Here is a 19,579-nt window from a genome sequence, read left to right as displayed (position 1 = left end):
TAGAGTACTTCTCTCGTTAATCAATTGATGCTAATAAAAGCCCTGAAATCCCTTGTATACCAAGGCTTCAGGGCTTTTTTTCTATGAACAATCAATTAGAACCTACGTTTTTTCCGCTTTTAATCATTAGCGCAAAAACTAATCCAGTACCGAGTATTGTAGCAAGTAGGAGGAAGGCTACAGTAAAGCTACCAAATTGTATGAAATAAGCAGATATGAACGGTGCAACACTTGTTCCAGCAAATAAAATTACTGTGTACATAGAAACTGCAATCCCTCCCATATTCCAACCTAACTGACTAACAAGCGTTACTAATGAAGGAACAGCAAGTGCAATCCCACCAACAAATAAAATACTACTGATTGTTAAACCGGCTATAGTTGAAATAAAGCTCATCGCGGTCAGTGCAATAATCGAAAGAGTTAAGGCCATTTTCAGTACAAACAGCACATTAAAACGCTTTGCTATTTTCCCCGCAAATGGTGACATAACCATCCCTACTATCCCAAAGATACGAATGTAAATAAGGTTCTGACTTTTCATACCAAAGAAATCACTCGTTAAATAAGCCCCTAAAATAATGTACATACTGACAAATGACATTAATAATACAAACGCAATGATATAACTAAAGATCAAATTTCTATTGGTGAAAATAATACCAATTCTCTTCAGAGGAGCCCATATATTTTTAGTTTCATTCTGAATTATTCCCTTCGGTAAGATCCACACGACTAACAAAGCAGTCATAACATACACTACAGCAAGTACATAAAAGATGACGTGCCAATGACTATGGTCGCTTACATATCCACTAAACACCTGACCAACTATACCCGCTACAAGAAATCCCGTACTGATAGAACCTACTGCCCCAACTTTTCGATCATTTGGAAAAACCTCAAGAGTATAGGCAAGTGCTACTGGTGAAAATGTTGCTGCCGCAAGCCCCTGTAATCCTCTCAATAGAAGGATAAAAGAAAAGTCATTAACTAAACCTAGAAGTAACGTTATTACGCTTAATGAAAAAAGCCCAAATACAATGATATTTTTACGACCATATTTTTCTGATATCGCACCATAGAAAAAACACCCTAGTGCAAATCCAAGTGAAAAAACACTAGATGTAAAACCCGCTTTAGTCAATGAAATATGAAAATAATCACTGAATACACTAATCAGAGGTATTGTTAAATAGAGACTCGACATCACTACCATTCCTGTCCAGGATAAAATAGTTGTCATTAAAGCATAATTTGCTCGATTTCCTGAAATTACAATGTTCATTTAAATACATCACCTTTTTAGTTCGATTAACTTATAGTTAGATAATCTAATTAAACGATTAAAAATTAAACTGTACCAACATAGCTACAGTTTAACGTTCCACCTTTAATTTTCTTTGTATAGATTTTAATAATTTACTCACTAGCTTTTCAAATACTTTTCGTTCATCAGGTTCCAAATCAATTAAATTAGAAGCACATGACGACCAATAAGTCGGTAACACTTTCGTTATAAAAGCACGACCTTCATCCGTTAAACTTACATAGACCTTCCTCCGATCTTCTTTACTATGATTCCGTACAACAAGATTTCTCTTTTCTAGCCAATCAAGCATTGACGTTGCTGATGCTCTCGTAATTCCTAATCGTTGAGCTAAAGCTGATGGAGTCGCTCGTCTATCTTCATGTAGAGTCAGCAATAGTAATAAGTCTAATTTACTTTCCGTAATGCCAAAAGGAGCTAACTCATTGTCTGCTACATCCAGCACATAATCACTTAACCATAACAACATTAATCCCAGCTTGGCATCTTCTCGATTTGTATCACTTGAAGAAGATATTTGAATCAGTTCAATATACGGCTCTACCCCCAATACAGGTAAATCATCTTCATGTGTGTACGTTTTCTTACTTTTTGTCATTACAATCACCTTTTAATTAGATTATCTAACTATAAATTTAATCCAAAGCAAGAATTTTTATTTTCACTGATTTCTTCAAAATGATGCACTACTTTTTTATCGCAGACGCATTGCCCAGATTATTATAACCAACAATAATTTTTTCTCTTATATTGTGGCAATTTTATGTACTTTAAAATAGCAATTACATAGTTTCAAAATAACATAATCACTACCTTTATAATAAAAACAAAATATCAGTTATTTACTATTCATTAGATCCTCAAAATAGAACTGTTTTCCAAAAAATATATTTTACTTTCATAGTAAAATATTTTTAAAACCTTTTTAAATTCAATATTCTACAACAAAACAACATTCCAATGCTCCTATCATCACCTTAACTTTTTTGCAAAATAATAACATGAAGAAATTTAACAATTTTAATAAAAATACGAGTTGAACTTTTACAAAAAATAGAATACGATGAATTGCGAAAGGTGGTTCACCATCATTCAAGCAATAATAATTTTTTAAAAGGGGTTGGAAATATGTCAGACGTTCTAAAGCAATTTGTTATGCCGAAAACAAACTTATTTGGACCTGGAGCAATTCAAGAAGTTGGTAAACGCTTAAATGATTTAGAAGTGAAAAAGACATTAATCGTAACAGATGAGGGTCTACACAAATTAGGTCTCTCAGAACAAATTGCAAACATCATTACAGCTGCTGGAATTGATGTAGCAATTTTCCCTAAAGCAGAACCAAATCCAACAGATCAAAACATAGAAGATGGCATTTCCGTGTATCATGCAGAAAACTGTGATTCTATTGTTTCTCTTGGAGGAGGCAGCGCACACGATGCAGCAAAAGGTATCGGACTTATTGCTTCGAATGGTGGACGCATTCATGATTATGAAGGCGTTGATAAATCACAAAATCCACTTGTGCCATTAATTGCAATTAATACAACTGCTGGTACTGCCAGTGAAATGACTCGTTTCACTATTATCACGGATACAGCACGCAAAGTAAAAATGGCCATTGTTGATAAGCATGTGACACCGTTACTTTCTATAAACGATCCTGAATTAATGATTGGTTTACCTCCTGCTCTTACGGCAGCTACTGGGGTCGATGCACTAACACATGCTATTGAATCATTCGTTTCTACGAATGCTACACCAATCACGGACGCATGTGCTGAAAAGGTCCTTCAGCTAATTCCTGAATATCTACCACGTGCCTATGCAAATGGAGCTGATATAGAAGCGCGTGAACAAATGGTATATGCACAATTTTTAGCGGGAATGGCCTTTAATAATGCATCACTTGGCTATGTTCATGCAATTGCTCATCAATTGGGTGGTTTCTATAACCTACCACATGGCGTGTGCAACGCTATTTTATTGCCACATGTTTGTCGATATAATGTCACAGCACGTACAGAGCGCTTTGCTCGTATCGCTGAATTATTAGGAGAAAATGTAGAGGGTTTAAGTAAGCGAGATGCGGCTGAAAAGGCTATTACAGCGATTGAGAAGTTATCACAAGATTTAAATATTCCTAGCGGCTTCCGTGAATTAGGTGCAAAAGATGAGGATATTGAGATCTTAGCAAAAAATGCATTATTAGATGTGTGTGCTGAGACGAACCCTCGTAAAGCAACACTAGAGGATATCAAACAAATCATCACAAATGCAATGGGTCCTATTGTGAAAAAAGAAGAGTCACTCGAGGCAGTTGCCCTTTCTTAATCGACGGTTTCCTATAAGCCTATACAAAGGATGGAGAAAACAAATGTTTTCTCCACTTTTTTATGGACTCGATACACACACATTGTCTATCACGGGAACTCTCGCTATACTTTTCTTAAAAAGAATAGGAGAAAATAATATGCGTTTAATTTCAATTTGTCCTAGCAATACAGAATTAGTCGCCTATTTAGGGCTGACAGACCAGCTCGTTGGAGTTGATGATTATTCTGATTGGCCATCATCGGTTAAAGATCTACCACAGCTTGGGCCTGATTTATCAATTAACATGGATGCATTAGAGGCATTACAGCCTGATCTTGTTCTGGCTTCCTTGAGTGTACCTGGTATGGAAAAAAACATTGAGGCACTAAAAGAAAGAAATATTCCTCATATTATTTTTAATGCAAACTCATTAGAAGAAATTGCGCAAGATCTTCTGACACTCGGGAAAGCTTGTCAAGTGGAGGAACAAGCAAAGACAATTGCTGAAGAGTACATGCATTCCATCGAAAAAATGTATTCCATTGCACAAACAATTCCGAAGAAACCTACCCTGTATTGGGAATGGTGGCCGAACCCTATTTTCACTCCTGGGAAAATAAATTGGCTAACAGAAATTAGCGCTCTTGCTGGTGGCATAAATCTATTTCAAGATGTTGAGCTTGCTAGTGTTCAAACAGATTGGACAGATGTTGTTAAACGCCAGCCTGACTATATCATGATGGCTTGGGTTGGTGTCGCATTTGAGCGTATCCAACCTGCTAATTTATTAAAACGTCCATATGCCAAAGAGTTACATGCCATTCAATCGGAACAGCTCCATGTAATGGAAGAATGGCTGTATTGTCGCCCTTCTCCACGACTTATTGAAGGTGCTATAAAGCTTGGAAAAATACTGCATCCTAAAGAATATGAACAAATAAAACCTCCAAGTTTCTTATGATGAAAAAACCACATCCAGCGTTTTTTGGGATGTGGTTTTGCAAATAGAAATTAGATAAATTTCACCATATGATATTTTTTCTTACCTCGACGGACAATGCTAAATGCATCCTCTAAACGATCCTTCGCATCGACTACATATTCTAAATCTGTTACCTTTTCACCGTTTACACTAATTGCACCATTTGATACATCTTCACGTGCTTGACGTTTTGAAGAGGAAATGCCGGCCTCCACAAGTAGGTCCACAATGTTTTTATCCTCTTTAGCCATTTCAATAGAAGGAACGTCTTTAAAAGCGTCCTTCATTTCTTCGGCTGAAAGTGCTTTTAGATCTCCTGAGAATAAAGCAGCTGTAATACGGATGGCTTGCTCTAATGCCTCTTGACCATGTATTAAACGAGTCATTTCTTCAGCTAGCGCCTTTTGGGCCTTACGTAAATGTGGCTCCTCCTCTACAGATACGGCTAAAGCTTCAATTTCTTCACGAGATAGGAACGTGAAGATTTTTAAGTATTTTATGACATCTGCATCAGCTGCATTGATCCAGAATTGGTAGAATTCATATGGAGATGTTTTCTTACTATCTAGCCAAACAGCACCACCTGCTGTTTTACCAAACTTTGTACCATCTGCCTTTGTTACTAATGGAATCGTAATTCCAAAGGCTTTCGTTTCTTCCTCGTGTGTTTTACGAATAACCTCTAACCCTGTTGTAATATTACCCCATTGGTCAGAGCCACCTACTTGAATACGGCAATTGTAGTGATTGTATAAATGATTGTAATCAATACCTTGAATTAACGTATAGGCAAACTCTGTAAACGAGATTCCTGTGTCAAGACGAGAAGCAATCGTATCTTTTGCTAACATATAGTTTACGTTAATTAGTTTCCCGTAATCACGTAAAAATTCAATTGTGTTTATATTACCAATCCAGTCACGATTGTTCACAAGCTGAGCACCATTGCCATCTTCCGCAAATTCGAAAATACGTTCTAATTGACTACGGATTCCTTGAACGTTTTTATCGATTTGCTCTACTGTTTGTAATTGGCGCTCTTCTGAACGGCCAGATGGGTCACCGATCATCCCTGTCGCACCACCAACGAGTAAAATTGGACGGTGGCCCGCTTTTTGGAATCGACGAAGTGTTAACAATGGAACAATATGTCCAATATGCATGGAGTCAGCTGTTGGATCTACCCCACAGTATAAAGATACAGATTGTTCATCTAATAATTTTGCCATGCCTTCCGCATCTGTTTGTTGGTATAGCAAACCACGCCATTCTAAATCTTGTAATAATTCGTTTGTCATGTTCATTCCTCCTAAAATGGTTAAATTCATTACGTGCATGGACATGTTTAAATAAAAAAAGTCCCTACACGCAAACAATTGCATGCAGGGACGTTAAGTTGCAAACTAACGCGGTACCACCCAGCTTGAAGATGTCATCCACCTTCCACTTCATTCAGCCGCCTTTATCGCAGGCGCGCACGTCTAAGCTCCAAGCACGTAATTCGTCTCTACAATATGACCAGTTTTCACCAACCACTGGCTCTCTAAACAGGGAATATAGACACTACTGCAAGCTCTTCATCACCAGAAAACTATAAACATAATTTTATACGATTCTTTTTCAAAGTCAATAACTATGTTCGTGCTAAAACAATATGTGCTATAATAGACAAGATTTTAGGAGGTCGATACATTGAAAGATTGGATTGAAAAAATCAATGCAAAGATCGATGAATTACTTGAACAAAAATGGATGAAGAAATTACGTATTTCAGGTAGTGTTACCTGGAACTTATTTTTACTATTTTTAGTCTTTGCATTGGTTGGCACTGTATTTGTCGGTTCAGTTGGAGCTGGTTATTTTGCTTCTCTTGTAAAAGAAGAACCGTTACGCTCAAAACAAGAGTTAAGGGATCAAATTTTTAGCTATGAAGAAACCAGTGAGATTTATTTTGCCAACGATATTTATATTGGGAAATTAAGGACAGATTTAGATCGACGTGAAACTTCGCTTAGCAATGTTGCACCAGAGGTCGTGAATGCTGTTCTGGCAACAGAAGATGAATATTTCCGAGAGCATAACGGAATTGTTCCTAAAGCAGTTATTCGTGGGTTATTACAAGATGTCACAAACTCTGCAACGCAGACAGGTGGTTCTACACTTACCCAGCAGCTTATTAAAAACCAAGTACTAACTAATGAAGTATCATACGAGCGTAAAGCTAAGGAAATTTTACTAGCGATGCGTTTAGAACATTTTATGACGAAGGAAGAAATATTAGAGGCTTATTTAAATATCATTCCCTATGGTCGTAACTCTTCAGGACGAAATATTGCAGGTGTTGAAACAGCTGCGGAAGGAATTTTTGGCGTAAAAGCAAAAGAATTGACTCTTCCTCAAGCTGCGTACATAGCTGGTATTCCACAGGCACCATTTGCTTATACACCATTTACAAATACAGGTGAACTGAAAAGTGAAGAAGCTTTGAAACCAGGTATTGATCGTATGAAAACAGTACTTTATCGTATGAAAGAAGCTGGTTATATTGATGATGCACAGTATAATGAAGCGTTAAACTATGATATTGCTGCCGATTTCCGTGGACCAGAAATGCGCGCGGAGGATCGTTATCCTTGGTTGACTTATGAGCTTGAAGCTCGTGCAAAAGATATTATTGCTGAAAAATTAGCAAAAGATGATGGGATTGACCCAGAGCGCTTAAAGTCAGAAAAAAAATTAAAGGATAAATATACGATTTTAGCAGATCGTGATGTTCGTTCAAAAGGCTATCGTATTTATTCAACCATTAATAAAGATATGTATGATGCGATGCAAAAAGCAGCAAAAGACTTCCAGTATTATGGTCATACGTATACTGGTAAAGGGAAAGATCCTGTTACTGGTGAAGAGATTGATATTGAGATGCCGGTACAAGTAGGTAGTATTTTAATAGAGAATACGACAGGTCGTATTTTAAGCTTTGTCGGTGGTCGAGACTTTAAAACCACTCAAGTAAACCATGCAACACAAGCTTATCGTTCTAACGGTTCTACAATGAAACCATTACTTGTTTATGGACCTGCCATTGAGTATGGCGTAATCGGTGCGGGTAGTCCATTAGTTGACGTGAAATTCTCAATTGGTTCTTGGAGTCCAAGTAACTATATTACGAGTGATGAGCGAGGTCTTATTCCAGCACGTGAAGCTTTAGCAGATTCTCAAAACATTTCAGCACTACGTTTATATAATGATATTATTAGTAGACGCCCTGCAGATTTGTTAGTAAAAATGGGATTCTCAAAATTACATCCAGATGATTTTACTAACCTAGCAACTGGGATCGGTGCTTTAAGCGAAGGAACTACTGTTGAAGAAAATACAAATGCCTTTGCTACCTTTGCAAATGGTGGCCAATTCATTGACGCTTATATGATTGATCGAATTGAAGACCAAGAAGGAAATATTGTTTACCAACATGAAGTAGAACCTGTTCAAGTATTTAGCCCAGAAACATCTTATATCGTGACAGATATGCTACGTGATGTTCTCACTAAAGGAACAGGGACAATGGCACGAAATACATTAAAATTCTCTTCTGATTTCGCTGCAAAAACAGGGACTTCTCAAGAATATAAAGATGTTTGGTTAGTTGGTTATAACCCTAATGTATCTCTTGGTGTTTGGATGGGTTACGATCAACCTCGTACACTTTATGCATTTAACAACACCTATTTACAGCCAAGCGTTCGGGTGAATAAGCTATGGGGTACTTTAATGAATGCTGTTTACGATGCGGACCCTCAGCTAATTGACCCTCCAACAAGTTTTAAGGCGCCTAAAAATGTTGTGACAGCATCATTCTGTGGCATTTCCGGCATGGCCCCTTCTGCAGCTTGTGCTAGCGCAGGTCTTGTACGCTCAGATTTATTTAATGCGAAAGTATTTTTACCATCACAACCTGATGATAGCTTAGCCTCTTCAAGTGTTGTGACGATTAAAGGAAAAACTTATAATGCGTTGCCAAATACACCAGCAGAGTTTGTAAAAGCAGGTGGCGCAGGCATTAATCAAGACTTTATTAAACGAATGTTAGGTAGACTTGGCGGGAACCCTGCTAGTCTGTTACCAAAGAATTCTACATTGTCGAATTCATCTGTATCAGCAGTTGATTTCCCAGCGGATGGTAGCCCTCCAGGAGCTGTCTCAGCTTCAGTAAATGGCTCTACATTATCATGGTCAGAGTCATCGAATGATGTTGTTGGTTATCGTATCTACAACGTTACGAATGGCGGTAATACACTTGTAACGTCCGTACTAGAGTCAACACAAAGCATTACGGTTGCTAGTGGACAAGCTTATGTAGTGGTCGCTGTAGATATTACAGGTTTAACATCACCACACTCCAATGTTGTGTCTACTGGCGGTAGTGAAAATGAACCTGACCCAGAGGAAAACGACCAAGAACCAATACCACCTACAACACCACCTACTAATGGCAATGGTAATGGTTCGGGTAGTAACGGCAATGGCTCCAATAACGGGAACGGGTCTGGTAATAACGGCAATGGCTCCAATAACGGTGATGGTTCTGGTAACAATGGCAATGGCTCCAATAACGGTGATGGCTCCGGAAGCAATGGCGATGGATCTGATAACCCCGGAGATGGCACAAATGGAGGAGACAATGGTAATACCACTACTCCAACTGAAACATCAAGGCGCTAATCCATTATGCCTTAGCAAAAGCATTTGTATTAGATAATCAATTAAACAGACTTACTGCATATTACTTATGAATTGTAGTAAGTCTGTTTTTTTGTCATTATTAAGAGGACTACTATTTTGAAGGGGTGAAAATATATGAACATATTGATTTTAGGAGGCACACGTTTTTTTGGAAAAAAGCTAGTTGATCTTTGTATTCAAAATGGACATAATGTAACGATTTTAACACGTGGTCAAAGTGGCAACCCCTTTGGTACACATGTTAAGCAATTAGTAGTAAATCGTAATGATCGTGATGCTTTAGAACAGGCACTAGCCAATACAACATGGGACATTGTCTATGATAATATTTGCTATTCGCCCAACGAGGCACAAGCGATTTGCGAGATATTAAAGGGAAAAACGAAAAAGCTCGTCTTTACTTCTACTCTTTCAACATATGAGGTAGATGGTAAGATGAAAAAGGAAGAAGACTTTGATCCATACCAGTATCAAATTCGTATGGGACATCAAGAGGAATTTTCTTATGGAGAAGGAAAACGACAAGCGGAGGCAGTCTTATTCAAAGAAGCTTCATTCCCAGTCGTAGCTGTACGTTTCCCAATTGTGATGGGTGAAGATGATTATACTCGACGTTTACATTTCCACGTTGAACATATTTTACAGAATCAGCCGATTACTTTACCGAACATTGATGCAAAGATGAGTTATATTACAGATAGGGAAGCTGCTGAATTTTTATACTTTGCGGGCGTTACTCCTATTGAGGGACCATACAATGCTACCGCATCAGGGGCCATATCTCTCAAAGATCTAATTGCGCTAATTGAAGAAGCAAGTGGTCAGCGCGCAAAAATTTCCCTCATTGGTGGTGATGAGGAATCACAGTCTCCTTATGGGGTGCCTGCTGATTGGTATATGTCTAATGCTAAGGCTGAGAAGGCAGGATTTACGTTTAGTCAGCTTGAAGATTGGTTACCAAAATTAGTGGCAACATTAGTAAAACAGCTACAATAGCATTTATAGCGCAAAGAATCTGCTCATATCTAGCAGATTCTTTGTTCATCCTAATGTCTAGTCATTTTTGCCGCTAATGCCTCACTTTCTGCTGAACGAAAGTTTATTTTCACGGTAATATGTTCTTTAAAATAGCTACTGCTTTGTCAATCTCTTCCTTTGTGACCGTTAATGGAGGCAAAAGACGAATAACTGTTGGCCCTGCCCCTACTAATAAAAGACCACTTTCTTCCGCTGCCGCGATATAAGGCGCAACTTCCGTGTCCCCACAGCCAATCCCTAACAAGAGACCCTGGCCTTGAACAGTATAGCTAGAAGATAAATGAGCCCTTAGTTGTGCCACAAAATAGGCAGATATTTCTCGTACCTGGTGTAAAAAATCCGGCTCAAACACATGATTTAAAACAGCTTGTGCCACATTCATCGCAAGAGGGTTTCCACCGAATGTTGTACCATGTGTTCCTGGACTAAATGTAGCATGAAGCTCAGCAGTTCCGAGCATTGCACCAACAGGGAAACCACCACCTAAGCCTTTTGCCAAAGTTACGATATGTGGCTTTAATACCGTTTGTTCAAATGCATAGCGTGTTCCTGTTCTTCCAATGCCCGTTTGCACTTCATCAACAATTAGTAGTACACCTTGCTCCTCACAGACTTTTGCAATAGCTGCGGCAAATTCTGCTGATACACTATTGACGCCACCCTCTCCCTGAATCATTTCTAGCATTATAGCTGCAACTGAATCATCAACGGTTGCTTCAAGTGTAGCAGCATCATTAAATGGCAGAATCGAAAATTTTTCTACGAGTGGTCCAAAGCCATTATGTACTTTGCCTTGACCTGTTGCAGACATTGCTCCAAAAGTACGACCGTGGAATGATTTTTCAAATGTAATAATATGATGTTTGCCTGTATGCTTACGAGCTAATTTAATGGCCGCTTCATTAGCCTCAGCCCCGCTATTACAAAAAAAGGCATGTGAAAAGTGTGTATTAGCAATTAATTTTTCTGCCACCTTTTCCTGACCTGGTATTTCAAAAAGATTTGAAATATGCCATAGCTTTTGGCTTTGCTCTTGAAGTGCCTGTACAACGGCTGGATGGGCATGACCAAGACTCACCACAGCAATGCCACTAGTAAAATCCAAGTATTGCTTCCCTGTTGAATCCTCAACAATTGTCCCCTGACCTTTAACAATTTGTGCACGACGCTTGCCGTAATTCTCAAATAAAACACTCATGTTATCATCTCCACTATCATTTAAAATAGTTTCTTTCAACAACTATACTTCTCAAGCTATCCTATTTAGAACACTAGGAAGAAAGAAGTTCACTTGTGGCTACAATTGTTGTACCAATTAAAGTTGCGCCTACAATTTGTACAGAAGGAATCCCTGCCCGTAAACAGTCAATCGCTCCTTGCACTTTCGGAATCATTCCACCGTAAATATGGCCCTGCTCTGTCCATTGATCTATAAGACTAGGTGTAGCTATTGCTTGATATTCATCTTCAATACGGATACCACTCACATCTGTCACGAGTAGTAAGCTATCTGCTCCGACGGCTAAAGCAATTTCACTTGCTACCGTATCGCCATTAATATTAAGAGCCTGACCTGCTTCGGTCGTACCTACGCAGGCAATAACAGGTACAATCCCTACACCCATTAAAGCTTCCAATAAGGATGTATTGATATTTTTAATAGCTCCTACATACCCGTAAGTCTCTTGATCTAAAAAGTCTACGACTATCAACTGATTATCAAAGCCATTTAATCCGATGGCTGCTATACCAGCTGTTGTTAACTCATGAACTAATGCTGTGTTTACTTGCCCTATTAGGGTCGATTGGACAACTTTAATTGCAGCCTCGTTCGTGACACGTATTCCATTTAATGTATGTGATTGTAGGCCTTGAGCAGCTAGTTCTCGATTTATGACTGGCCCACCCCCGTGGGTAATAATAAGCTCTACCCCACTCTCTTGTAATCTTTTAAAATTATCAAAGAAAGCCTCATTTAAACCTTCCAGTGTACTGCCCCCAAGCTTAATGACCACACGTTTATGAGCGGTATGATGCATTGATTTGGACATAGTCATATGTTAAGTCACATCCCCAAGCATGCCCCTTACCATCACCCACACCAAGGGACACATAGATTTTTACTTCATGCATTTTTAATATTTGAATTAACTCGTCCTCAGAAAAGGGAATTGGTTCACCGTTTTCTACCATAGTAGCACCACCGATTTGGATAGTAATTTTATCTGGATCAACTGTTGCGCCACTATACCCTACTGCTGCAATAATACGCCCCCAGTTGGCATCACAGCCGAAAACTGCAGTCTTTACAAGTGGTGAACCAACGACTGTTTTTGCAATTTTACGTGCCTCCTCGTCTGAAATTGCACCAACAACTTCCACTTCGATAAGCTTCGTTGCTCCTTCACCATCTTTGGCAATCATTTTTGCTAAATCTTCCGCTACTGTTTGCAAAGTGTTAAAGAAATTTTGCCAATCTGGATGCTCTGGAGTTAAAGAATTATTCCCTGCCAAGCCATTAGCCAATATTACCACTGTGTCATTAGTGGATGTATCCCCGTCAACTGTAATAGCGTTAAATGTTAAATTAGTAATAGTCGATAAAGCTGCTTGTAACACATCAGATTCAATGTTGGCATCTGTTGTAATAAAGCCTAGCATTGTTGCCATATTAGGTTCGATCATACCTGAACCTTTTGCTACACCAGCAATGATAACTTCCTTGCCATCCACAGTTGTACTATAGCTTGTGTTTTTCATGACGGTATCTGTTGTCAAAATAGCCTGCGCAAAGTCAATCGCACTTTCTAAATTGTCCTTTGGCTCTAACTGAAGAATACCATTTGCTACTGGCTCTAATTTCATCATTTCTCCAATAACACCTGTCGAGCAAACTCCCACCAAATTTGGTGCAATCCCTAATTTTTCAGCAGCTAGCGCTTGCATTGTTTGGGCATCTTTTACACCTTGTTTACCTGTACAAGCATTCGCATTGCCTGAATTCACGATCATCGCTTGCATTTTCTTAGTTGCATAAACAACTTCCTTCGTGACTTTTAATGGTGCTGCTTGCACAGCATTTGTAGTAAAAACACCCGCAACACTTGCTGGGACTTCACTTACTAAAAGGGCTAAATCCTTTTTCTTATGTTTTAAACCACAGTGTAATCCGGCTGCCTTAAAGCCTTTTGGTGAAACAATATTTTTACTTGATAATTTTTTCATTACATTCGTTGAAGTGGTAACTGTCATCCGAAATTCCTCCTTAGATTAATAAATAAGAGAAGCATACAGTTGCCTGCATGCTGTTAAATAAAGAACGGTACGACATCTAGCCCTGTCGTTTGTGGTAAGTCAAATTGCACATTCATATTTTGGATAGCTTGCCCTGCTGCTCCTTTGACAAGGTTATCAATTACACTAACAATTGTGGCGCGATTTGTACGGGAATCTACTTTCACTAGAATGTCACAATAATTTGATCCCTTGACACGATTTGTCCCTAAACTAGATGCATCCGTAACGATTCGAACAAATGGATGATTCTCATAGGTTGCCTGTAAGCAAGTGATCAATTGCGACTCTGTAATTCCCTGCATTACTGGTGCATAGGATGTCGCCAAAATTCCCCTGGTCATTGGAACCAGATGCGTATTAAAAGTAACCTTTGTATCTGCTTGAGCAAACATGGAAAGTGCCTGTTCAATTTCGGGAATATGTTGATGTGTATTTACTTTATAGATTGAAAAATTCTCATTTGTCTCACTAAAATGGGTAGTTTGTGAGGGCTTATTGCCTGCTCCTGAAATACCACTCTTTGCATCAATAACTAGAAAACTAGGATCAATTAAACGTTCTTTTACAAGTGGTAGTAAGGATAATAAAACTGCTGTTGGGTAGCAACCCGGATTAGCAACAAGTGTTGCTTGACGTATAAGCTCTTCATTCCATTCTGTTAAACCATATACACTTTGTTGAACACTATGGAACGGTGCAGCTTTTTTGCCATACCAGGTTTCATAGCTTGCTAAATCTTTTAACCGAAAATCACCAGATAAATCGATTAGCTTTGGTCCTTTCCCAACCAAAGGCGGTAATAGCTCACTTGTCACCCCAGATGGTGTACTCGTAAAAATAACATCGAATTTTTCTAAAGTGTCATACCCAATCTTTTGTAACGGTGTATCAGCTATCCTAACAAGATGGCCAAATTTCGAAGAAAATTGGACACCCTCTTCTGAAGAAGTAAATAAATCAATTCGTTCTACAGCTGGATGATTATGTAAAAATCGAATAAGTTCTAGACCACCATATCCAGTTGCTCCAATAATACCTACTTTCACTGCACTCACCTCTGAAATAAGTTAAAAATAGTATACGTCTGCATATTTATTAAGTCAACTGAATTTTTATTTAATTCATTGTTTTTTGAAATAGATAATATTTCACCTACTCTCACCTCTATACTATTGTAAATCCAGAAAAAAGAAGGCAAGAATCCTTTCGCCCATCGAATGAATCCCTGCCTTCTTTTTATGCACATGTTGTATAAATATCAATTGATGTTTTAGATAATTAATCTTCCATGGTTGATAAATCACCAGTTGGTAAATTTAATTCCCAAGCTTTCAAAACGCGACGCATAATTTTACCACTACGTGTTTTTGGCAATTTATCTTTAAATTCTATTTCACGTGGTGCTGCATGTGCAGATAAACCTTTTTTAACAAAATCACGTATATCTTCAATTAATGCATCAGAAGGTTCTACCCCTTCTCGTAAGGATACAAAGGCTTTAATGATTTCACCTCGCACCGGATCTGGTTTCCCGATAACACCCGCTTCAATCACATCTGGATGCTCAAGTAGCTTACTTTCTACTTCAAAAGGTCCTACACGTTCACCAGCCGTCATAATGACATCATCCACACGCCCCTGGAACCAGAAGTAACCTTCATCATCCATATAGGCTGAATCTCCAGACACGTACCATTCTCCTTTTAGGAAATAAGATTCATAGCGCTCTGGATTGCCCCAAATTTGGCGCATCATGGCAGGCCAACCACGACGAATAGCTAGATTCCCCATTGTAAATGGTGGAACCTCATTGCCTGCATCATCTACAATCGTCGCATGAATACCAGGAAGAGGTTTCCCCATTGAACCTGGCTTAATATCCATCGATGGATAATTACAAATCATATGCGCTCCCGTCTCTGTCATCCACCATGTATCATGTATACGATGACCTAGTTCCTCTACTCCCCAGCGAATAACTTCTGGATTCAAAGGCTCACCAACAGACAGCACATGGCGTAAAGATGTGAGATCATAGCTTTCAAGCAAGCCACTACCTGCACCCATCAGCATTCGGAACGCTGTTGGTGCACTATACCACACTGTCACACTATAATCTTCAATAGCCTGATACCATGCTTGTGGTGAAAATCTTCCTCCGACGATTAGCATTGTTACACCGTTTAACCACGGACCAAAAATGCCATAGGCTGTTCCTGTAACCCATCCAGGATCAGCTGTACACCAATAAATATCATCTTCACGTAAATCAAGTACCCATTGTGTCGATTGATATTGCTGAATCATAGCATTATGGACATGCAATACACCCTTTGGAGCACCTGTTGATCCAGAGGTATAGTGAAGAATCATCCCATCTTCTCTGTCTACCCACTCTATATCAAAATGAGCTGAAGCTTCTTTTAAATGTTTAGTAAAGTCTAGTATTTGAGCTGTTTCCTCAACGCCCTCCCCTACTAAAAAGATATGCTCCAATTTAGGTAATTTAGCTAAAGGTACACGTTCAAGTAAAGCAGGTGTCGTGACTAATACTTTCGCCTCACTATCAGCAAGTCGATCATACACAGCACCTTCCATAAAAGCTTCAAACAATGGTCCAACAATAACCCCCATTTTCAACGCACCTAATAATGAAAAATAAAGCTCAGGTGAACGAGGCATAAAAATAAATAAACGATCACCTTTCTGCAGATTAGTAGTCGCTTTAAAAACATTTGCTGCTTTGTTTGTTAACCTTTTCATTTCATTAAATGAATATGCCTCTTTCCGTTTACCATCATTAAAATACAATGCCACCTTATTTTTGCGATGTGTTTCTGTATGGCGATCAATAGCCTCATATGCCATATTCACTAAACCTGTTTCGCTCCAACTAAATGCCTTTTCCGTATCTGCCCAATTATGAGATTCTGCCACTTCTTCATAATTCGTTAAATGGTGTTGACCAGGTAAAGCCATTAACTTCTCCTTCATTTTCATCCCCATGAAAATACCCCTTTCTTTGCTTTTGTTTTTGACTAAATTTCAACAATCCCCCCTGTTGAAATTCAGAGAATTTCCCAAAAGCAAAATTGATATGTAGCAATTGTTATATAACAGTTATCCATAGTATTAATGTTCGAATCCCTAATAGCACTACTTTTATCTGTTAAATAACAGAAGCAATATAATCTTATTTTACACGAATTCAGATAGATTGTCTCAATATTTTTATTTTTCCAAAAATACAGGTATATTTTGCAAAAATAAGCGTTTTTACGCAAGAAATCAGCTATAATGGAATTATTAAACTCAGGTGGTGTAATTATGGAACATAAAAAAACTTTTTTTTCTGTCACAAAGGAAACAAAGCATGGTACTGTGTATGTGGAAGGACCTGTGCCTCCAGAAAAATTAGCTACATATTCATTCCATGAAGGCTTGGTTGCCTTCAGACCTCCAAAACAGCAACAGCAGGCCATTATAGAAATTGCTGGACTACCCGAAGGCCGAATTATTATTATTCGAAACGAAGATATTATTGTAGGCTATGTTACCTATCTTTACCCTGATCCACTTGAACGATGGGCAGAAGATCGTATCGATGACATGATTGAATTAGGTGCCATTGAAGTCATTCCTGACTACCGTGGTACTGGTGCTGGGAAGGCGCTACTAGCCGTTTCATTTATGGGGGATGAAATGGAAGATTATCTTGTGATTACTACCGAGTACTATTGGCATTGGGATTTAAAGGGAACTGGTTTAAATGTTTGGGATTACCGCAAAATGATGGAGAAAATGATGAGCTCTGCTGGTTTCGAATATTTTGCAACAGATGATCCTGAAATTACATCACATCCAGCCAATTGCCTGATGGCGCGCGAAGGAAAACGGGTGCCTCCTGAGACAATGGAAAGATTTGATAGACTTCGTTTTAGAAATCGTTTCATGTATTAAAACTAATACAAAGGGGATGCATATATGATTGTAGAAGAAATTATGAATGATAAGCCTTATACATTAGCTCCTACCAATACAGTGCAGGAGGCACTAAAGTTAATGCGTGAAAAGAAAGTTCGTCATTTACCAGTTGTAGATGATGAACACCACGTTTTAGGTGTAATTACTGAACGAGATATTAAAGAGGTCTTGCCCTCATCTTTGCAGGATGAACCAAACTCTCCTATTTTTAATGCAAAAGTAGAGGATATTATGGTGAAAGACCCCCTTATAGGTCATCCACTAGATTTTGTTGAAGAGGTGGCACTTACGTTTTACGAATCAAAAATAGGCTGTTTACCTATTGTCTCTGGTGGAAAATTGGTAGGCATTGTTACGACAACAGATTTACTCTATACATATATAGAGCTGACTGGTGCTACCGAGCCTGGGTCAAAAATCGAGATTCGGGTATCCGATACCCCAGGAGTTTTATTTGAAATTACAAAAATATTTCATCAACATCATGCCAATGTCCAAAGCGTCTTAGTTTATCCTGACTCTGAAAATACACAAAACAAAATTTTAAGCGTCCGAGTAAAAACACTAAATCCTTTAGCAATGATTGAAGATTTACGCAAAGAGGGCTTTGATGTCCTATGGCCAAATTTACCGGGTGTTTCGCTATAATGAAAAAGGCCGTATTCGTATACTCGCCAGAACAACTCGGATATAAATTTTCAGATACACATCCTTTCAATCATAAACGCTTGACGCTAACTATGGATCTACTAAAAAATATTAATGCACTCGATGATGTAGATATTGTACCAGCACGTGTTGCAACGGAAGAAGAGCTATTGCTTGCACATGATTCAAAATATATAGATATTGTAAAAAAAGCAGGACATGGTGAATTATCAGAAGCACAATGTGAAAGCTATGGGATTGGCACTGAAGATACCCCTATTTTTGAAAATATGCATGAAGCAAGTGCACAGCTAGTTGGTGGAACTTTAACCGCTGTTGATTATGTAATGGAAGGAAAAGCCGAACACGCCCTTAACCTTGGTGGAGGACTCCATCATGGTTTCCGTGGTCGAGCATCAGGTTTTTGTATTTACAATGATAGCACAGTGGCTATTCGTTACTTGCAGGAAAAGTACAACGCTCGTGTACTTTATGTAGATACAGATGCTCATCATGGGGATGGTGTCCAATGGAGCTTTTATGAGGATCCTAATGTTTGTACACTGTCCATACATGAAACTGGTCGTTATCTATTCCCTGGAACCGGAAATATTACTGAGCGCGGCAATGGGCAAGGCTATGGAACCTCCTTTAATTTTCCAATGGATGCGTTTACTGAGGATGAAAGTTTCCTAGAGATCTATGAACAGTCAATGCGAGAGATTTTTGAATTTTTCAAGCCAGATGTTGTATTAACACAAAATGGTGCAGATGCACATTATTTTGATCCATTAACACATTTACATGGAACAATGAATATTTATCGCGAAATTCCTAAGCTAGCTCATCAATTAGCACATGAGTATTGTGATGGTCGATGGATTGCAGTGGGGGGCGGTGGCTACGATATTTGGCGAGTGGTGCCCCGTGCCTGGTCCATGTTATGGTTGGAAATGACTGACCAAGCGTTACCAATGGGGCCACTCCCTCAAGCATGGCTGGATCGCTGGCAACCAGAAGCACCTGTTCCTTTTATTCCAACATGGGAGGATCCGATTCCTTTATATGAACCAATTCCTCGTAAAGCGGAAATAGAGGAAAAGAATGCTCAAATGTTAGCCAAATCGCTACATATTATTCGGAATGAAAGACGGGATTAATTTCTTGGCCTCACGATATTCGTGGGGCTTTTTAAATTAGATGAATGCTTTTGGTGGTATATCCATCAATTCTTTTGT

General features: G+C 38.7%; 15 protein-coding genes and 1 other annotated feature. Of the genes, 7 read left to right on the top strand and 8 right to left on the bottom strand.

The window, feature by feature from the left end; all coding sequences use genetic code 11:
• Positions 1–91: 91 nt before the first annotated feature.
• Both B3D98_RS07530 and B3D98_RS07525 read right to left on the bottom strand, forming a co-directional pair.
• Positions 92–1,288 carry an MFS transporter gene (locus tag B3D98_RS07530; protein ID WP_288582131.1) on the bottom strand — a complete coding sequence of 399 codons (1,197 nt, stop codon included), beginning with the start codon at positions 1,286–1,288 and terminating at the stop codon, positions 92–94.
• A gap of 91 nt (positions 1,289–1,379) precedes the next feature.
• A complete protein-coding gene (locus tag B3D98_RS07525; protein WP_288582130.1) occupies positions 1,380–1,928 on the bottom strand; it encodes a MarR family winged helix-turn-helix transcriptional regulator in 549 nt (182 codons plus the stop codon).
• 530 nt (positions 1,929–2,458) lie between these two features.
• Here B3D98_RS07525 and B3D98_RS07520 point away from each other — a divergent pair.
• Positions 2,459–3,664 carry an iron-containing alcohol dehydrogenase gene (locus tag B3D98_RS07520; protein ID WP_288582129.1) on the top strand — a complete coding sequence of 402 codons (1,206 nt, stop codon included), beginning with the start codon at positions 2,459–2,461 and terminating at the stop codon, positions 3,662–3,664.
• Positions 3,665–3,803: 139 nt separating this feature from the next.
• Positions 3,804–4,607, top strand: a complete 804-nt coding sequence (locus tag B3D98_RS07515; RefSeq protein ID WP_103118663.1) for a cobalamin-binding protein — start codon at positions 3,804–3,806, stop codon at positions 4,605–4,607.
• A gap of 50 nt (positions 4,608–4,657) precedes the next feature.
• On the opposite strand, the gene tyrS is transcribed toward B3D98_RS07515, so the two are convergent.
• Positions 4,658–5,926 carry a tyrosine--tRNA ligase gene (tyrS, locus tag B3D98_RS07510; RefSeq protein WP_115674505.1) on the bottom strand — a complete coding sequence of 423 codons (1,269 nt, stop codon included), beginning with the start codon at positions 5,924–5,926 and terminating at the stop codon, positions 4,658–4,660.
• Between the two features lie 83 nt (positions 5,927–6,009).
• Positions 6,010–6,218: a binding site (T-box leader), on the bottom strand.
• Positions 6,219–6,320: 102 nt separating this feature from the next.
• On the opposite strand from tyrS, the gene B3D98_RS07505 reads away from it, so the two are divergent.
• The gene (locus B3D98_RS07505) at positions 6,321–9,353 is read left to right on the top strand and encodes a transglycosylase domain-containing protein (protein WP_054549938.1); all 3,033 of its coding nucleotides are present in this window, start codon (positions 6,321–6,323) and stop codon (positions 9,351–9,353) included.
• A 135-nt stretch (positions 9,354–9,488) separates the two neighbouring features.
• The gene (locus B3D98_RS07500; RefSeq protein ID WP_288582128.1) at positions 9,489–10,370 is read left to right on the top strand and encodes an NAD-dependent epimerase/dehydratase family protein; all 882 of its coding nucleotides are present in this window, start codon (positions 9,489–9,491) and stop codon (positions 10,368–10,370) included.
• Between the two features lie 109 nt (positions 10,371–10,479).
• Here B3D98_RS07500 and B3D98_RS07495 read toward each other — a convergent pair whose 3' ends face one another.
• From B3D98_RS07495 to acsA, 5 genes are all read right to left on the bottom strand, one after another.
• Positions 10,480–11,610 carry an acetylornithine transaminase gene (locus tag B3D98_RS07495; protein WP_288582127.1) on the bottom strand — a complete coding sequence of 377 codons (1,131 nt, stop codon included), beginning with the start codon at positions 11,608–11,610 and terminating at the stop codon, positions 10,480–10,482.
• A gap of 73 nt (positions 11,611–11,683) precedes the next feature.
• Positions 11,684–12,469, bottom strand: a complete 786-nt coding sequence (gene argB, locus B3D98_RS07490) for an acetylglutamate kinase (protein WP_288582125.1) — start codon at positions 12,467–12,469, stop codon at positions 11,684–11,686.
• Positions 12,432–13,664: a bifunctional glutamate N-acetyltransferase/amino-acid acetyltransferase ArgJ gene (gene argJ, locus B3D98_RS07485; RefSeq protein ID WP_048393513.1), complete on the bottom strand. Its 1,233-nt coding sequence runs from the start codon at positions 13,662–13,664 to the stop codon at positions 12,432–12,434. Before argJ ends, argB begins: the two co-directional genes overlap by 38 nt.
• A gap of 56 nt (positions 13,665–13,720) precedes the next feature.
• A complete protein-coding gene (gene argC, locus B3D98_RS07480) occupies positions 13,721–14,755 on the bottom strand; it encodes an N-acetyl-gamma-glutamyl-phosphate reductase (RefSeq protein ID WP_288582122.1) in 1,035 nt (344 codons plus the stop codon).
• Between the two features lie 232 nt (positions 14,756–14,987).
• Complete coding sequence (gene acsA, locus B3D98_RS07475; protein ID WP_375543413.1) at positions 14,988–16,715, bottom strand: acetate--CoA ligase; 1,728 nt, start codon at positions 16,713–16,715, stop codon at positions 14,988–14,990.
• Positions 16,716–17,036: 321 nt separating this feature from the next.
• On the opposite strand from acsA, the gene B3D98_RS07470 reads away from it, so the two are divergent.
• The 3 genes from B3D98_RS07470 to B3D98_RS07460 are packed head-to-tail and all read left to right on the top strand — an operon-like array spanning position 17,037 to position 19,501.
• A complete protein-coding gene (locus B3D98_RS07470) occupies positions 17,037–17,669 on the top strand; it encodes a GNAT family N-acetyltransferase (protein ID WP_036078398.1) in 633 nt (210 codons plus the stop codon).
• 24 nt (positions 17,670–17,693) lie between these two features.
• On the top strand, positions 17,694–18,341 hold the full coding sequence (locus tag B3D98_RS07465; RefSeq protein WP_048393508.1) for an acetoin utilization AcuB family protein: 648 nt from the start codon (positions 17,694–17,696) through the stop codon (positions 18,339–18,341).
• Positions 18,341–19,501 (top strand): acetoin utilization protein AcuC, encoded by a 1,161-nt coding sequence (locus B3D98_RS07460; protein ID WP_048393507.1) that lies wholly within the window; start codon positions 18,341–18,343, stop codon positions 19,499–19,501. Before B3D98_RS07465 ends, B3D98_RS07460 begins: the two co-directional genes overlap by 1 nt.
• Positions 19,502–19,579 lie beyond the last annotated feature (78 nt).

The organism is Lysinibacillus sp. UBA5994 (assembly GCF_002429725.1).
Taxonomy (GTDB): domain Bacteria; phylum Bacillota; class Bacilli; order Bacillales_A; family Planococcaceae; genus Lysinibacillus; species Lysinibacillus capsici.
This window is presented reverse-complemented; position numbering and strand designations above follow the sequence as displayed.

Excerpts from the sequence above, each read along its gene's own strand:
- B3D98_RS07530 (WP_288582131.1), bottom strand. The coding sequence starts at position 1,288 with ATGAACATTGTAATTTCAGGAAATCGAGCAAATTATGCTTTAATGACA.
- B3D98_RS07525 (WP_288582130.1), bottom strand. The coding sequence starts at position 1,928 with ATGACAAAAAGTAAGAAAACGTACACACATGAAGATGATTTACCTGTA.
- B3D98_RS07520 (WP_288582129.1), top strand. The coding sequence starts at position 2,459 with ATGTCAGACGTTCTAAAGCAATTTGTTATGCCGAAAACAAACTTATTT.
- B3D98_RS07515 (WP_103118663.1), top strand. The coding sequence starts at position 3,804 with ATGCGTTTAATTTCAATTTGTCCTAGCAATACAGAATTAGTCGCCTAT.
- tyrS (WP_115674505.1), bottom strand. The coding sequence starts at position 5,926 with ATGACAAACGAATTATTACAAGATTTAGAATGGCGTGGTTTGCTATAC.
- B3D98_RS07500 (WP_288582128.1), top strand. The coding sequence starts at position 9,489 with ATGAACATATTGATTTTAGGAGGCACACGTTTTTTTGGAAAAAAGCTA.
- B3D98_RS07495 (WP_288582127.1), bottom strand. The coding sequence starts at position 11,610 with ATGAGTGTTTTATTTGAGAATTACGGCAAGCGTCGTGCACAAATTGTT.
- argB (WP_288582125.1), bottom strand. The coding sequence starts at position 12,469 with ATGACTATGTCCAAATCAATGCATCATACCGCTCATAAACGTGTGGTC.
- argJ (WP_048393513.1), bottom strand. The coding sequence starts at position 13,664 with ATGACAGTTACCACTTCAACGAATGTAATGAAAAAATTATCAAGTAAA.
- acsA (WP_375543413.1), bottom strand. The coding sequence starts at position 16,715 with ATGGGGATGAAAATGAAGGAGAAGTTAATGGCTTTACCTGGTCAACAC.
- B3D98_RS07470 (WP_036078398.1), top strand. The coding sequence starts at position 17,037 with ATGGAACATAAAAAAACTTTTTTTTCTGTCACAAAGGAAACAAAGCAT.
- B3D98_RS07465 (WP_048393508.1), top strand. The coding sequence starts at position 17,694 with ATGATTGTAGAAGAAATTATGAATGATAAGCCTTATACATTAGCTCCT.
- B3D98_RS07460 (WP_048393507.1), top strand. The coding sequence starts at position 18,341 with ATGAAAAAGGCCGTATTCGTATACTCGCCAGAACAACTCGGATATAAA.